This is a genomic window from Streptomyces sp. SCPE 10 (assembly GCF_051980735.1).
Taxonomy (GTDB): Bacteria; Actinomycetota; Actinomycetes; order Streptomycetales; family Streptomycetaceae; genus Streptomyces; species Streptomyces misionensis.
Genome location: NZ_CP197069.1, coordinates 2,030,816 through 2,045,736 on the forward strand (window position 1 = coordinate 2,030,816; position 14,921 = coordinate 2,045,736).

A 14,921-nucleotide genomic window follows, 5' to 3' on the forward strand; every position below is an offset into this window, starting at 1 on the left:
CGCCGGGCCCAGGCAGGCCCGGGTCAGCCCCGCGCGACGGCCGAGCCAGGTCCGTCCGCCGGGGCGGGGTCCGCGTACCGCCGACGGGTGACGTCCTCGACCACCTCGGCCGGCGCGCCCATCCCCGGCAGCTCCGCCAGGGATGGGCGTCTGCCGATCAGCCGCCCCTCGCGCAGCGTCACGGTGGCCCTGGCGAAGGCCAAACCCGAGGTGCAGCCGGACGTCCTGCCGCCACAGGCGGGCCTTTGGTCGCGCACGACGAATGCGCGCAGGTCCCGGTGCGGCACCGGCGGCAACAGGCCGCCGGGCGGCTCCCCGTGCAGCACCCGGCCGGAGGTGTGCGGCTCGCGTCGGGTGACGGAGGTGACCGGGCGGCGCAGCACCTACCCGTGCGCCCAGGTGAGATGTGCCCGGCCGGGGTCCGCGAGGGTGGCCGGGGCGAGACAGCCGCAGTGCGGCTTCGCGGCGGGCGGCGCGTCGCGCAGCCGCCGGTGCGGCGCCACGACGCGCGGCGCGGCCGTGGGGCCGGGGCGTTCCGGCAGCACCGCGATCGGATCGAGGTCGCCGCGGCCCTCCTGGCGGTCACCTCCGGCCGGCGAGCCGTGCGCCCGGACGGCGCGGGGGCGCAACAGGGCGAGCGCGTCCAGGAAACGTCCGGGCAGTGCATCGGTCTGCATGCCGTCAGCCTGGCGCACCGACGACGCGCGGGGGACCGTGCGGACGGCCCCGTCGCTCCCGCCCCCGGCGCGGGCGGATCGCCGGGGTCAGCCCCCGACCTGGATCCCCGCCATACGCTTCCACTCGTACGGCCCGGTCCGCACCTTCGCCGCGAACTCCCCGTCGAAGGACTCGTGCACGGTGATCCCGGCCTTGGCCACCGCCTGCTCCGCGATGGCGTACGTGGGGGCCACCACGTCGCCCCAGCCGCCGTCCGCGCCGACGAGCACGATCCGCGCCCCGCGCTCCCCGATGTAGGCCACCTGCCCCTCCGCGCCGCCGTGGGCCTTGGAGAAGGCGCCGATCCTCCGGGCGAGCCGGGCCGCCGTGCGCTCGGCCTTCGCGTCAACCTGCTGCGTGTCTGCCATGGCCAGGATGCTACCGACGAGTAGATGAAACGGCGACGGGAGGGGTGCGTGGCCTTGACCACGCGCCCCTCCCGTCGGGGAAGAGAGTCACGTCAGCGCAGGAACGGGTCCACCGCGACGGCGACGAAGAGGATCGACACATAGGTGATCGACCAGTGGAACAGGCGCATCTCCTTGAGCTTGGCGCCGGTCACCTCCGCCTTCGCCCGGTTCTGCAGCCCGTGCGCCTCCCACAGCCAGAAGCCGCCGGCGGCGAGGGCGACCACCGTGTAGAACCAGCCGGTGTAGCCCAGCGGGGTGAGCAGCAGCGAGACGACGACCATCACCCAGCTGTAGATGACGATCTGCCGGGCGACGACCTTGTTGGAGGCAATCACCGGGAGCATCGGCACGCCCGCGCGCGCGTAGTCGTCCTTGACCTTCATGGACAGCGGCCAGTAGTGCGGCGGCGTCCAGAAGAACATCACCAGGAAGAGGATGATCGGCGCCCAGGACATCGAGTTCGTCACCGAGGACCAGCCGATCAGCACCGGCAGACAGCCGGCGATGCCGCCCCACACGATGTTCTGCGCGGTGCGCCGCTTCAGGATCATCGTGTAGACGACGACGTAGAAGAGCAGCGCGCCGAGCGACAGCCAGGCGCTGAGCCAGTTGACCGTCAGCCCGAACAGCAGGGTGGAGACGACCCCGAGGCCGATGCCGAAGGCCAGGCACTCGCGCGGGCTGACCATGCCGGTCACCAGCGGCCGCTGCGAGGTGCGGTCCATCAGGGCGTCGATGTCCCGGTCGATGTACATGTTCAGCGCGTTCGCGCCGCCCGCGGACAGATACCCGCCCAGGCAGGTGAGCACCACCAGCTTGAGGGAGGGCACACCCTGCTGGGCCAGGAACATCACCGGCACCGTGGTGATGAGCAGCAGCTCGATGATCCGCGGCTTGGTCAGTGCCACGAACGCCTTGGCACGGGCCCCGAACGGCCGGTGAACCGGGCTCGGGCTCGTACCACCGAGCACCCCCGCTGGACGGGATTCGACGGCCGTCACGCACACCCCTGACAGAGACATCCCAGCGAGCCTCCCCCGGATGAGGTCTTGATTGGGGCTCGCGCGTACCACGCCACTTTAGACGTTGCCCATACCCCGGCATTCGCGGGGGTGGGGTCGTGTTGGCGCAGGGCCCGGACGGCGCTTTGCGGTCCCCTTCCGGCACCGCCTTATCAGAGGCCCCATAAGAGGGTCCCCACCACTCTTTTGAGCGGTCAGATGAGCGCCTCCTTATTCATGTGCCGAATGCCGTATCGGCCGGTCGGGAGGCGGATCCCGCGGATGCCCGGCAGTCTGGAATCACCCGCGAAAACGCACGTCCTTACGGGGGTAGGCTCGTCAGCGGCCGGCGGGCAGAAGCACGCCGGCGGCCGGGTGGGCGCATGCCCCGAAGACCGGCGACCGACATGTGGAGAGGAGCCCTGACCCAGGGTGAGCACCAAGCCGACCACCACAGACCTTGAGTGGACCGACCTGGACCAGCGGGCCGTGGACACCGCCCGCGTCCTGGCCGCCGACGCCGTACAGAAGGTCGGCAACGGCCATCCCGGTACGGCCATGAGCCTGGCCCCGGCCGCCTACACCCTCTTCCAGAAGGTGATGCGGCACGACCCGGCCGACCCGGAGTGGGTGGGGCGCGACCGTTTCGTGCTGTCCGCCGGCCACTCGTCCCTGACCCTCTACACGCAGCTCTACCTGGCCGGTTTCGGCCTGGAGCTGGAGGACCTGGAGTCCTTCCGCACCTGGGGTTCGAAGACCCCGGGCCACCCGGAGTACGGCCACACCAGGGGTGTCGAGACCACCACCGGCCCGCTGGGCCAGGGTGTGGCCAACGCGGTGGGCATGGCGATGGCCGCCCGCTACGAGCGCGGCCTGTTCGACCCCGAGGCGCCGCAGGGCGAGTCGCCGTTCGACCACTTCATCTACTGCATCGCCGGTGACGGCTGCCTCCAGGAGGGCATCTCCGCCGAGGCGTCCTCGCTGGCCGGGCACCAGAAGCTGGGCAACCTGATCCTGCTGTGGGACGACAACCACATCTCGATCGAGGGCGACACCGAGACCGCCGTCTCCGAGGACACGGTCAAGCGGTACGAGGCCTACGGCTGGCACGTGCAGCGCGTGGAGCCCAAGGCGGACGGCGACCTGGACCCGGCGGCGATCTACGCCGCGATCCAGAAGGCCAAGGCCGTCACCGACCGGCCCTCCTTCATCGCGATGCGCTCGATCATCGCCTGGCCGGCCCCGAACGCCCAGAACACCGAGGCCGCGCACGGCTCGGCGCTGGGCGAGGACGAGGTCGCGGCCACCAAGCGCGTCCTCGGCTTCGACCCGGAGCGGTCCTTCGCCGTCGAGGACGAGGTGATCGGCCACACCCGCAAGGCCCTGGAGCGCGGCGCCCGCGCGAAGGCCGAGTGGGAGAAGTCGTTCCAGGTGTGGCGGGACGAGAACCCCGAGCGCGCCGCCGAGTTCGACCGCATCGCGCGGGGCGAGCTGCCCACCGGCTGGGAGGAGAAGATCCCGGTCTTCGAGCCCGGCAAGTCGCTCGCCACCCGTGCCGCCTCCGGCAAGATCCTCCAGGCGCTCGGCCCGGTGATCCCCGAGCTGTGGGGCGGCTCCGCCGACCTCGCCGGCTCCAACAACACCACGATCGACAAGTCCAGCTCCTTCCTGCCCGAGGGCAACCCGCTGCCGGAGGCCGACCCGTACGGCCGCACGATCCACTTCGGCATCCGCGAGCACTCCATGGGCGCGGAGCTGAACGGCATCACGCTGCACGGCAACACCCGTGTCTACGGCGGTACGTTCCTCGTCTTCTCCGACTACATGCGCAACGCCGTGCGCCTGTCGGCCCTGATGCACCTGCCGGTGACGTACGTGTGGACGCACGACTCCATCGGTCTGGGCGAGGACGGCCCGACCCACCAGCCGGTCGAGCACCTGGCCTCGCTGCGCGCCATCCCGGGCCTGAACATCGTCCGCCCGGCGGACGCCAACGAGACCGCGATCGCCTGGCGCGAGGTCCTGAAGCGGTACACCAAGGAGTTCGGCAAGGGCCAGCCGCACGGCTTCGCCCTCACCCGCCAGGGCGTGCCGACCTACGAGCCCAACGAGGACGCGGCCAAGGGCGGTTACGTCCTGTTCGAGGCCGAAGGGCCCGAAGGCCGGAGCACCGAGCCCGAGGTGATCCTGATCGCCACCGGCTCCGAGGTGCACGTGGCCGTGGAGGCGCGTGAGCAGCTCCAGGCCGACGGGATCGCGACCCGCGTGGTGTCCATGCCGTCGGTCGAGTGGTTCGAGCAGCAGGACCAGGGGTACCGGGACTCCGTGCTGCCGCCGTCCGTGAAGGCCCGGGTCGCCGTGGAGGCGGGTATCGGCCTGACGTGGCACAAGTACGTCGGGGACGCCGGCCGCATCGTCTCCCTGGAGCACTTCGGCGCGTCCGCGGACGCCAAGGTGCTCTTCAAGGAGTTCGGATTCACCGCGGAGAACGTGGCCGCCAAGGCCCGGGAATCCATCGCCGCCGCCCAGCGCTGACGCTCATATACGACACGTAGGAGATGTAATTCCATGACAGACGCACTCAAGCGCCTCTCCGACGAAGGCGTCGCGATCTGGCTGGACGACCTGTCGCGCAAGCGGATCACGTCCGGCAACCTCGCCGAGCTGATCGACCAGCAGCACGTCGTGGGCGTCACCACCAACCCGACGATCTTCCAGAAGGCGATCTCGCAGGGCGACGGCTACGACCTCCAGGTCTCGGACCTCGCCGCCCGCAAGGTCACCGTCGAAGAGGCCATCCGGATGATCACCACGGCGGACGTCCGGGACGCCGCCGACATCCTGCGCCCGGTCTTCGACGCCACCGACGGCCAGGACGGCCGGGTCTCCATCGAGGTCGACCCGCGTCTCGCGCACAACACCAAGGCGACCGTCGCCGAGGCCAAGCAGCTGGCCTGGCTGGTGGACCGCCCCAACACCCTGATCAAGATCCCGGCCACCCAGGCGGGTCTGCCGGCGATCACCGAGGTCATCGGCCTGGGCATCAGCGTCAACGTCACGCTGATCTTCTCCCTGGAGCGCTACCGCCTGGTCATGGACGCGTACCTCTCCGGCCTGGAGAAGGCCAAGGAGCGCGGCCTGGACCTGTCGAAGATCCGCTCCGTGGCGTCCTTCTTCGTGTCCCGGGTGGACACCGAGATCGACCGCCGCATCGAGAAGCTGGGCACCGACGAGGCCAAGGCGCTGCGGGGCAAGGCCGGCGTCGCCAACGCCCGCCTCGCCTACCAGGCGTACGAGGAGGTCTTCTCCTCGGACCGCTGGAACGCCCTGGAGAAGGCGGGCGCCCACAAGCAGCGTCCGCTGTGGGCCTCCACCGGTGTGAAGGACCCGGCGTACAAGGACACCATGTACGTCGAGGAGCTGGTGGCGCCGAACACGGTCAACACCATGCCGGAGGCCACCCTGGAGGCCACCGAAGACCACGGCGAGATCCGTGGCGACACGGTGACCGGCACCTACGAGCAGGCCCGCGCCGACCTGGACGCGCTGGAGCGCCTCGGCATCTCGTACGACGAGGTCGTCCAGGTGCTGGAGGACGAGGGCGTCGAGAAGTTCGAGACGTCCTGGAACGACCTGCTGAAGTCCACTCAGGCGGAGCTCGAACGCCTCGCCCCCTCGGAGGACTGAGTTGTCATCCGTTTCCGGTTCCGGGGCGAACCCGCTTCGTGACCCGGCCGACCGACGGCTCCCGCGCATCGCGGGGCCGTCGGGTCTGGTCATCTTCGGGGTCACGGGCGATCTGTCGCGCAAGAAACTGATGCCCGCGGTGTACGACCTCGCCAACCGGGGTCTGCTGCCGCCGGGCTTCTCGCTGGTGGGCTTCGCCCGCCGCGAGTGGGCGAACGAGGACTTCGCCCAGGAGGTCCACGACGCCGTCAAGGCGCACTCCCGTACGCCGTTCCGCGAGGAGGTCTGGCAGCAGCTCATCCAGGGGATGCGCTTCGTGCAGGGCACCTTCGACGACGACGAGGCGTTCGAGCGGCTGCGCGCCACCATCGAGGAGCTGGACAAGGCCCAGGGCACGGGCGGCAACTTCGCCTTCTACCTGTCGGTGCCGCCGCGCTCCTTCCCGGTGGTCATCCAGCAGCTGAAGAAGCACGGTCTGGCCGACCAGTCCGGCGGTTCCTGGCGGCGCGCGGTCATCGAGAAGCCGTTCGGGCACGACCTCAAGTCGGCCGAGGAGCTGAACAAGGTCGTGCACGAGGTGTTCGAGCCGGACCAGGTGTTCCGGATCGACCACTACCTCGGCAAGGAGACCGTCCAGAACATCCTGGCGCTGCGCTTCGCCAACACCATGTTCGAGCCGATCTGGAACCGGTCCTTCGTGGACCACGTGCAGATCACCATGGCCGAGGACATCGGCATCGGCGGCCGGGCCGGCTACTACGACGGCATCGGCGCCGCCCGGGACGTCATCCAGAACCACCTGCTCCAGCTGCTGGCACTGACCGCGATGGAGGAGCCCGCCTCCTTCGACGCGCAGGCGCTGGCCGCGGAGAAGACCAAAGTGCTCGGCGCCGTACGGCTGCCGAAGGACCTGGGCAAGGACACCGTGCGCGGTCAGTACGCGGCGGGCTGGCAGGGCGGCGAGAAGGTCATCGGCTACCTCGAAGAGGACGGCATCGACCCGAAGTCGAAGACCGACACCTTCGCCGCGATCAAGGTGGAGATCGACAACCGCCGCTGGGCGGGCGTCCCCTTCTACCTGCGCACCGGCAAGCGGCTGGGCCGCCGGGTGACGGAGATCGCCGTCGTCTTCCAGCGGGCCCCGCACTCCCCCTTCGACCACACGGCGACGGAGGAGCTGGGCCAGAACGCGATCGTGATCCGCGTCCAGCCGGACGAGGGCATCACGGTCCGCTTCGGCTCCAAGGTGCCCGGCACCTCCATGGAGATCCGGGACGTGTCCATGGACTTCGCCTACGGCGAGTCGTTCACGGAGTCCAGCCCGGAGGCGTACGAGCGGCTCATCCTGGACGTGCTGCTCGGCGACGCCAACCTCTTCCCGCGCACGGAGGAGGTCGAGCTGTCCTGGAAGATCCTCGACCCGATCGAGGAGTACTGGGACAAGCACGGCAGGCCCGCGCAGTACAAGTCGGGCACCTGGGGCCCCGCCGAGGCGGACGAGATGCTCGCACGAGACGGACGGAGCTGGCGCCGGCCATGAAGATAGACCTGACCGACACCACCGCCGGCGAGATCAACAAGGCGCTCGTACAGGGCCGCCGGGCCATCGGCACCCCCGCCGTCGGCATGGTCCTCACCCTCGTCATCGTCACCGACGAGGAGAACGCCTACGACGCGCTGAAGGCCGCCAACGACGCCTCGCGCGAGCACCCCTCGCGCACGCTGGTGGTCGTCAAGCGGGTCTCGCGCACCCCGCGCGACCGCACCTCCTCGCGGCTGGACGCCGAGGTGCGGGTGGGCGCGGACGCGGGCACCGGCGAGACGGTCGTGCTGCGGCTGTACGGCGAGGTCGTCGGCCAAGCCGACTCCGTCGTGCTGCCGCTGCTGCTGCCGGACGCCCCGGTGGTCGTGTGGTGGCCGGTGAACGCCCCGCTGGACCCCGCCAAGGACCCGCTGGGCGCGCTCGCCCAGCGCCGGGTCACCGACACCTACGCCGCCGAGGAGCCGGTGCGCGAGCTGACCGCCCGCGCCGCGGCCTACACCCCCGGCGACACCGATCTGTCCTGGACCCGGATCACGCCCTGGCGCTCGATGCTGGCGGCCGCCCTGGACCAGGTCACCTGCAAGGTGCAGGCGGTCGAGGTGGAGGGCGAGGAGTTCAACCCGAGCTGCGAGCTGCTGGCGATGTGGCTGGCGGACCGGCTGGACGTGCCGGTGCGCCTGTCCCCGTCCGCGGGGCCGGGCCTGACGGCCGTCCGCATGGACACCACCTGCGGCCCGATCACCCTGGACCGGGCGGACGGCTCCCTCGCCACGCTGTCCATCGAGGGCCAGCCGGCCCGTGCGGTGGCGCTGAAGCGGCGGGACACCGCCGAGCTGATCGCGGAGGAGCTGCGCCGGCTGGACCCGGACGACACCTACGCGTCGGCGCTGCGCTACGGGGTGGACCGGCTGGACACGGTTCCGCGACAGGCGGCCGGCGAGGCCCCCGAGTCCTCCGGGTCCTCCGGGTCCTCCCGTGAGGGAACCCCGGACGCCGGGGCCTCCGAGGAGCCGGCGAAGGCCGAGGCCCCCGCGCAGGGGGCGGCGGTCGCCGAGCCGGAGCCCGTCGAGCAGGCGGCCAAGGCGCCCGCGAAGAAGGCGGCGGCCAGGACCGCGAAGAAGGCCCCTTCGAGGAAGGCGACGGCGAAGTGAACACCCCACAGCTGGTCGTCCACCGCGACAAGGAACTGATGGCCCAGGCCGCCGCGGCCCGGCTGATCACGAAGATCGTGGACGCGCAGGCCTCCCGGGGCACCGCGTCCGTGGTCCTCACCGGCGGCCGCAACGGCAACGGCCTGCTGGCCGCGCTGGCGGCGGCACCGGCCCGGGACGCCATCGACTGGACCCGGCTCGACCTGTGGTGGGGCGACGAGCGCTATCTGCCCGAGGGCGACCCCGAGCGCAATGTCACCCAGGCCCGCGAGGCGCTGCTGGACTCCGTCCCGCTGGACCCGGAGCGCGTGCACGCCATGCCCGCCTCCGACGGGCCGTACGGCACGGACGTCGAGGCGGCGGCCGAGGCCTACGCGGCGGAGCTGGCGAAGGCGGCCGGGCCGGAGAACCACGGCTCGGTGCCCACCTTCGACGTGCTGATGCTGGGCGTCGGCCCGGACACCCATGTGGCCTCGCTCTTCCCGGAGCTGCCGGCCGTACGGGAGACCGAGCGCACGGTGGTGGGCGTGCACGGCGCGCCCAAGCCGCCGCCGACCCGGATCTCGCTCACCCTGCCCGCGATCCGCTCGGCCCGCGAGGTCTGGCTGCTCGCGGCCGGCGAGGACAAGGCGGAGGCCGCGGCCATCGCCCTGTCCGGCGCGGGCGAGATCCAGGCCCCGGCGGCGGGTGCCCGCGGCCGCAGCCGCACTCTGTGGCTGCTGGACTCGGCGGCGGCCTCCCAGCTGCCCCGGTCGCTGTATCCGCCGGCGTCCCCCTGACGCGCGACGGGCAGAACGAGGAGACGGCGGGGATGGCCACCATCCCCGCCGTCTCGCGTATCCGGGCTCAACGCCCTTGGGAGCACGGCGCGTCGGCCGGTGCCCGGCGGACGTGCGGCGCCGGACGGCCGGTCAGCCGGATGCCGTGGCGCCGCTCCACGCCCGGACCGCGTGACGGGCGTTCAGCCGGTTCGGCTCGCGCCGTTCTCCCGGCCTGCGGATCCACCGTGCCACGGCGCACTCCCCCGAGTCGCGTCGTCCGTGATCACCGGGGGTACGGGACACGGAGGACGCGCGGAGGACGCCCGCGCGCCGGCCTCGGCGCACGGTCTCGGCTCCGGCCGCTCGGCGCACGGTCTCAGCTGCGGCCGCGCAGCTCCCGGTAGCGGGCGACCAGCGCCTTGGTCGAGGCGTCGAGGCCGGGGACCTCGGCGCCCTCGGTGAGGGCGGGTTCGACGCGCTTGGCGAGGACCTTGCCCAGCTCCACGCCCCACTGGTCGAAGGAGTCGATGTCCCACACCGCGCCCTGCACGAACACCTTGTGCTCGTAGAGGGCGATCAGCTGGCCGAGCACGGAGGGGGTGAGTTCCCTCGCGAGGATGGTGGTCGTGGGCCGGTTGCCCGGGAAGGTCTTGTGGGGCACCAGTTCCTCGGGCACGCCCTCCGCGCGGACCTCCTCGGCGGTCTTGCCGAAGGCGAGCGCCTGGGTCTGGGCGAAGAAATTGGCCATCAACAGGTCGTGCTGGGCCTTCAGTTCGTCGCTCAGCTCGGCGACCGGCTCGGCGAAGCCGATGAAGTCGGCCGGGATCAGCTTGGTGCCCTGGTGGATCAACTGGTAGTACGCGTGCTGCCCGTTGGTGCCCGGGGTGCCCCACACCACCGGCCCGGTCTGCCAGTCGACCTGCTTGCCGTCCCGCGCCACGTACTTGCCGTTGGACTCCATGTCCAGCTGCTGGAGGTAGGCGGTGAACTTGGACAGGTAGTGGCTGTACGGCAGCACCGCGTGCGACTGGGCGTCGTGGAAGTTGCCGTACCAGATGCCCAGCAGGCCGAGCAGCAGCGGGGCGTTGGCCTCCGGGGGCGCGGTGCGGAAGTGCTCGTCCATCTGCCGGAAGCCGTCCAGCATCTCGCGGAACCGGTCCGGCCCGATGGCGATCATCAGGGAGAGGCCGATCGCGGAGTCGTACGAGTAGCGACCGCCGACCCAGTCCCAGAACTCGAACATGTTGGCCGGGTCGATACCGAACTCGGCGACCTTGGCGGCGTTGGTGGACAGCGCCACGAAGTGCTTGGCCACCGCGGCCTCGTCGCCCAGCGCGGCCAGCAGCCAGGTGCGCGCGGAGGTCGCGTTGGTGATCGTCTCGATCGTGGTGAAGGTCTTGGAGGCGATGATGAACAGCGTTTCGGCCGGGTCCAGGTCGCGGGTGGCCTCGTGCAGGTCGGCGCCGTCCACGTTGGACACGAAGCGGACGGTCAGTTCGCGGTCGGTGTAGCTGCGCAGCGCCTCGTAGGCCATGGCGGGGCCGAGGTCGGAGCCGCCGATGCCGATGTTGACCACGTTCCGGATGCGCTTGCCGGTGTGCCCGGTCCAGGCGCCGGAGCGGACCCGCTCGGCGAAGTCGGACATCTTGTCGAGCACCGCGTGCACCTTGGGCACCACGTTCTCGCCGTCGACCTCGATCACCGCGTCCCGCGGGGCGCGCAGCGCGGTGTGCAGCACCGCCCGGTCCTCGGTGATGTTGATCTTCTCGCCGCGGAACATGGCGTCCCGCAGCCCGGCCACGTCCCTCGCCGCGGCCAGCTCGCGCAGCAGCCGCAGGGTCTCGCCGGTGATCAGGTGCTTGCTGTAGTCGATGGAGAGGTCGCCGACTTGCAGGGTGTACCCGGCGCCACGCTCGGGGTCGGCGGCGAACAGGTCCCTCAGATGGGTGCCGGCCAGCTCCTCCCGGTGCTTGGCGAGAGCGGTCCACTCGGGCGACTGGTTGAGCCTGGTACGGCCGTCTGCGTTCATTTCCGACTTCCGCCTTCTTTCGTGCCTGTCCCAGCGGGTTCCAACCTAATTGATCACCGCCTGGTGTGGGCCGCTGTCGCGCCGTCCTCGGGCGGGACGAGGGCCCGGCCGGCGCGCGGGTCCGCCTCGGCGAGCCGACGGACGGTAGGTGGAAGGCGGCACCCTCCCGGCCGGGGACGTCGGCGAGGGTGCGTTGCTGCATCGGGGTGGTGGCATGGGCACTCCGGAGCCCGCCCCTGAGCCGGGGGACGGCGAGGGCGCCCACCAGGGCGGCCAGGCGGCGCACACGGCCGATGACGAGGAACGCGCGGGTGCGGCCGATGCCGCCGAGGACCCGGGGGCGGCTGGGCGATGGAGACGTTGCCGGGACGGCCGCGGGCGGTCACGGCGGCGACGGGCGGCGGCCGACCGCGGCGCGGCCCGGCGCGGCGCGCCGCCGGAGCGGGACGGCATGACGATGCTCCACAGTCGCCCGAAGCCCCCGCGCCATGCGGGCACGCGCGTCTCCCCCGCCGTCGTCGCCACAACTCCCCCTCGCGGTCGTCGCCTTCACGAGAACCGTAGGGGGTGCCACTGACAACGGGCCGTACGCGAGCGTATGGATACGGCTCCGGCCAGGCACCCGAGGGGCCCGGCCGGTCGTCAACTCCTAGATCTCGCCGCGCAGTTTGGCGAGCGCCTCGGCGAGGATCGCCTCGCCGTCCGCGTCGCTGCGCCGCTCCCGCACATAGGCGAGGTGGGTCTTGTACGGCTCGGTGCGCGGCGGGTCCGGGGGGTTGTCCCGGTCCTGGCCGGCCGGAAAGCCGCAGCGCGGGCAGTCCCAGGTGTCGGGAACCTGCGCGTCGCTGGCGAAGCTCGGCTGCGTCTCGTGCCCGTTGGAGCACCAGAAGGAGATGCGCAGCCGCGGTGCGGACTCGCCGCGCTCGGCCTCGCCCATCGGCCCCGCCCCGACCCGGCTTCCTCGGATCGCGTTGCCACTTGCCACGGTCGTAACTCCCTGCGTGATGGTGCCGCGAAGCGAGTCGGCGTTCCGCTTCGCCGCGAGCGCCTCAGTCTACGTAAGGCCCAACGCGCGTCCAGTGATTGGAGTTACCGCCCCCCACATCCAGACGCAAGCCCCATGATAGGCCGCGCATGGGAGCGCGTAACCGAACATGGGGCTCAACGTACGGAATGTGTGGGCCGTGCGGCCCGGGATCAGCTGTTCGTCTTCATCAGGATGCCGAGGACCACGATGCACGCGATCCACAGCACGCCGATCACGACGGTGATCCGGTCGAGGTTGCGCTCGGCGACCGAGGAGCCGCCGACGGAGGACTGCATGCCGCCACCGAACATGTCGGAGAGGCCGCCGCCCTTTCCCTTGTGCATCAGCACCAGCAGCATCAGCAGCAGGCTGAAGACGATCAGGGCGATCGAGAACCCCAAAACCACGGCTGGACCAACTTCCTCGGAATCGGATGGACGACGGGGGCACAGCACACGGGCCGTGCCCCCGCAAGAGTACGACGTATCGCGGCTACCGCCTACTCATGAGCGGCGTCACCGCACCGTCACTGATCGCGAAAACGCACGATCTTGACGAACTCGTCGGTGTCCAGCGACGCGCCGCCGACCAGGGCGCCGTCGATGTCGGCCTTGGCCATGATCTCGGCGACATTGCCGGACTTCACGGAGCCGCCGTACTGGATGCGGACCTTGTCGGCCACGTCCTGCGAGTACAGCTCGGCGACCTTGGCGCGGATGGCGGCGCAGACCTCCTGGGCGTCGTCGGCGCCGCAGACCTTGCCGGTGCCGATGGCCCACACCGGCTCGTAGGCGATCACGATCGTCTCGGCCTGCTCGGCCGGGAGGTCCTTCAGACCACCCTCGACCTGGGCGAGGGTGTGGGTGACGTGGTTGCCGGCCTCGCGGACGTCCAGCTCCTCGCCGACGCACAGGATCGGGGTCAGGCCGTGCTTGTAGGCGGCCTTGACCTTGGCGTTGACCACCTCGTCGGTCTCGTGGTGGTACTGCCGGCGCTCGGAGTGGCCGATGACCACGTACGTGCACTTCAGCTTGGCCAGCATCGGGCCGGAGATCTCACCGGTGTAGGCGCCGGAGTCGTGCTGCGAGATGTCCTGGGCGCCGTACTTGATCTTCAGCTTGTCGCCGTCGACCAGGGTCTGCACGGAGCGCAGGTCGGTGAAGGGCGGCAGGACGGCGACCTCGACGGCCTCGTAGTCCTTGTCGGCCAGGGCGAAGGCGAGCTTCTGGACGTGCGCGATGGCCTCGAGGTGGTTGAGGTTCATCTTCCAGTTGCCCGCCATCAGCGGCGTGCGGGTGGTCATACGGGGTCAGTCCTCCAGTGCGGCGAGGCCGGGGAGCGTCTTGCCCTCGAGGTATTCGAGGGAGGCGCCGCCACCGGTCGAGATGTGGCCGAATGCGTTCTCGTCGAAGCCGAGCGTGCGCACGGCCGCGGCGGAGTCACCGCCGCCGACGACGGTGAACCCGTCCGAGTCGACGAGGGCCTGGGCGACCGCCTTGGTGCCCTCGGCGTAGTCGGGGTGCTCGAAGACGCCCATGGGGCCGTTCCAGAAGACGGTCTCGGCGTCGGCGAGCTTCGAGGCGTACAGCTCTCGGGTCTTGGGGCCGATGTCCAGGCCCTCCTGGTCGGCGGGGATCTTGTCCGCGTCGACGGTGGTGAACCGGCTGGGCGCCTTGGTCTTGAGGTCCGGGAATTCCCGGGCCACGAGGACGTCGACGGGCAGTACCAGTTCCACGCCCTGCTTCTCGGCGCGCTGCATGTACTCGGTGACGGCCGGGATCTGGTCCTCCTGGAGGAGGGAGATGCCGACCTCGTAGCCCTTGGCCTTGAGGAAGGTGTAGGCCATGCCGCCGCCGATGAGCAGCCGGTCGGCCTTGCCGAGCAGCTGGTCGATGACGGCGAGCTTGTCGGAGACCTTGGCGCCGCCGAGCGCGACGACGTAGGGGCGCTTGACGTCCTCGGTGAGCTTCTTCAGGACGCCGACCTCGGTGGCGATGAGGTGGCCGGCGTAGTGCGGCAGCCGGGCCGGGAGGTCGTACACGGAGGCGTGCTTGCGGTGCACGGCGCCGAAGCCGTCGCCCACGTACACGTCGGCGAGGGCGGCGAGCCGGTCGGCGAACTCGCCGCGCTCGGTGTCGTCCTTGGCCGTCTCGCCGGGGTTGAAGCGCAGGTTCTCGATGACCGCGACCTGGCCGGGCTCCAGGCCGTCGACGGCGTCGTGGGCGGCGGGGCCGACGGTGTCCTGGGCGAAGGCGACCGGGGCGCCGAGCAGTTCACCGAGGCGCTCGGCGGCGGGCAGCAGCGAGAAGGCGGGGTCCGGGGCGCCCTTGGGGCGGCCCAGGTGCGAGGCGACGATCACCTTGGCGCCCGCGTCGGCGAGGGCCTTGACGGTGGGCAGCACGGCGCGGATGCGGCCGTCGTCGGTGATCGTCCCGTCGGCCAGCGGCACGTTGAGGTCGGCGCGGACGAAGACCCGCTTGCCGCTTACGCCGTCGGCGAGAAGTTCGTCGATCGTCTTCATTGAGTGGACTCCTGAGGAGGGCTCGTGGTGCACCTGATCGTATGAGGACGTGGTCCGTGCGCGAGACAGGGCCC

Annotated in this window: 14 protein-coding genes; 5 read left to right on the forward strand and 9 right to left on the reverse strand. The window is 71.0% G+C overall.

The annotated features are described in order from the left end of the window. Window positions 1-23: 23 nt before the first annotated feature. The 4 genes from ACSP97_RS09580 to ACSP97_RS09595 form a co-directional block, all read right to left on the reverse strand. A complete protein-coding gene (locus ACSP97_RS09580) occupies window positions 24-383 on the reverse strand; it encodes a hypothetical protein (protein ID WP_440557135.1) in 360 nt (119 codons plus the stop codon). Next, the gene (locus ACSP97_RS09585; RefSeq protein ID WP_440557137.1) at window positions 384-677 is read right to left on the reverse strand and encodes a hypothetical protein; all 294 of its coding nucleotides are present in this window, start codon (window positions 675-677) and stop codon (window positions 384-386) included. Between the two features lie 87 nt (window positions 678-764). Next, entirely contained in the window at window positions 765-1,085 is a 321-nt protein-coding gene (locus ACSP97_RS09590) for a hypothetical protein (protein ID WP_355143577.1), read from the reverse strand. A 92-nt stretch (window positions 1,086-1,177) separates the two neighbouring features. After that, the gene (locus ACSP97_RS09595) at window positions 1,178-2,134 is read right to left on the reverse strand and encodes a heme o synthase (protein ID WP_355145045.1); all 957 of its coding nucleotides are present in this window, start codon (window positions 2,132-2,134) and stop codon (window positions 1,178-1,180) included. 426 nt (window positions 2,135-2,560) lie between these two features. Between ACSP97_RS09595 and tkt the strand changes: the two genes are divergently transcribed. The 5 genes from tkt to pgl are packed head-to-tail and all read left to right on the forward strand — an operon-like array spanning window position 2,561 to window position 9,288. Then, the gene (gene tkt / locus ACSP97_RS09600; protein WP_355143579.1) at window positions 2,561-4,663 is read left to right on the forward strand and encodes a transketolase; all 2,103 of its coding nucleotides are present in this window, start codon (window positions 2,561-2,563) and stop codon (window positions 4,661-4,663) included. 33 nt (window positions 4,664-4,696) lie between these two features. Continuing rightward, complete coding sequence (gene tal / locus ACSP97_RS09605; RefSeq protein WP_355143581.1) at window positions 4,697-5,815, forward strand: transaldolase; 1,119 nt, start codon at window positions 4,697-4,699, stop codon at window positions 5,813-5,815. Window position 5,816: 1 nt separating this feature from the next. After that, window positions 5,817-7,355, forward strand: coding sequence for a glucose-6-phosphate dehydrogenase (gene zwf, locus ACSP97_RS09610; RefSeq protein ID WP_355143583.1), 1,539 nt, complete (start codon window positions 5,817-5,819; stop codon window positions 7,353-7,355). Beyond that, the gene (opcA, locus tag ACSP97_RS09615) at window positions 7,352-8,509 is read left to right on the forward strand and encodes a glucose-6-phosphate dehydrogenase assembly protein OpcA (protein ID WP_440557139.1); all 1,158 of its coding nucleotides are present in this window, start codon (window positions 7,352-7,354) and stop codon (window positions 8,507-8,509) included. Before zwf ends, opcA begins: the two co-directional genes overlap by 4 nt. Continuing rightward, entirely contained in the window at window positions 8,506-9,288 is a 783-nt protein-coding gene (gene pgl / locus ACSP97_RS09620) for a 6-phosphogluconolactonase (protein ID WP_355143587.1), read from the forward strand. The genes opcA and pgl overlap by 4 nt, the downstream gene beginning before the upstream one ends. Window positions 9,289-9,646: 358 nt before the next feature. Here the strand turns inward: pgl and pgi are convergent, their stop codons facing one another. The 5 genes from pgi to ACSP97_RS09645 all read right to left on the reverse strand — a co-directional run bounded on the left by pgi (window position 9,647) and on the right by ACSP97_RS09645 (window position 14,847). After that, entirely contained in the window at window positions 9,647-11,299 is a 1,653-nt protein-coding gene (pgi, locus tag ACSP97_RS09625; protein ID WP_440557141.1) for a glucose-6-phosphate isomerase, read from the reverse strand. Between the two features lie 649 nt (window positions 11,300-11,948). Then, window positions 11,949-12,236 (reverse strand): RNA polymerase-binding protein RbpA, encoded by a 288-nt coding sequence (locus ACSP97_RS09630; protein ID WP_004002138.1) that lies wholly within the window; start codon window positions 12,234-12,236, stop codon window positions 11,949-11,951. A 260-nt stretch (window positions 12,237-12,496) separates the two neighbouring features. Next, window positions 12,497-12,727 (reverse strand): preprotein translocase subunit SecG, encoded by a 231-nt coding sequence (secG, locus tag ACSP97_RS09635; RefSeq protein WP_037662719.1) that lies wholly within the window; start codon window positions 12,725-12,727, stop codon window positions 12,497-12,499. Between the two features lie 125 nt (window positions 12,728-12,852). Beyond that, entirely contained in the window at window positions 12,853-13,629 is a 777-nt protein-coding gene (tpiA, locus tag ACSP97_RS09640) for a triose-phosphate isomerase (protein WP_355143591.1), read from the reverse strand. Window positions 13,630-13,635: 6 nt separating this feature from the next. Beyond that, window positions 13,636-14,847: a phosphoglycerate kinase gene (locus tag ACSP97_RS09645; RefSeq protein ID WP_355143593.1), complete on the reverse strand. Its 1,212-nt coding sequence runs from the start codon at window positions 14,845-14,847 to the stop codon at window positions 13,636-13,638. Window positions 14,848-14,921 lie beyond the last annotated feature (74 nt).